This window comes from Clostridium sp. ZBS2, from assembly GCF_023845855.1.
GTDB classification, from domain to species: Bacteria; Bacillota; Clostridia; order Clostridiales; family Clostridiaceae; genus Clostridium; species Clostridium aquiflavi.
In genome coordinates this window covers 1-302 of the sequence record NZ_JAMQIF010000190.1, presented here as the reverse complement: position 1 = coordinate 302, position 302 = coordinate 1, and the positions used below count along the sequence as shown (strand labels likewise).

Annotated in this window: 1 protein-coding gene; it reads left to right on the top strand. The window is 44.4% G+C overall.

The genetic code is table 11. The annotated features are described in order from the left end of the window. Positions 1-302 (top strand): MFS transporter (locus NG918_RS16905; protein ID WP_252227227.1); only part of this gene is annotated, 302 nt, incomplete at both ends.

Genomic DNA, 302 nt, shown 5'->3' with positions numbered 1-302 from the left:
TTTACTCTGCTTTCGCTGTTTATTTTTCAGCAGAGTTCTTTCCTAAAGGCGATCCAACGAGTCAGTTACTGAACACAGCAGCTATTTTCGCAGTTGGATTTTTAATGCGCCCTATCGGAAGTTTATTAATGGGACGCTATGCAGATCGGCACGGACGCCGGGCGGCATTAACCCTCTCCATTACGGTTATGGCCGGTGGTTCTTTAATTATTGCCTGTACACCGAGTTACGAAAGTATCGGTATTATGGCGCCAATTATTTTAGTTCTTGCCCGTTTACTACAAGGATTATCACTTGGTGGA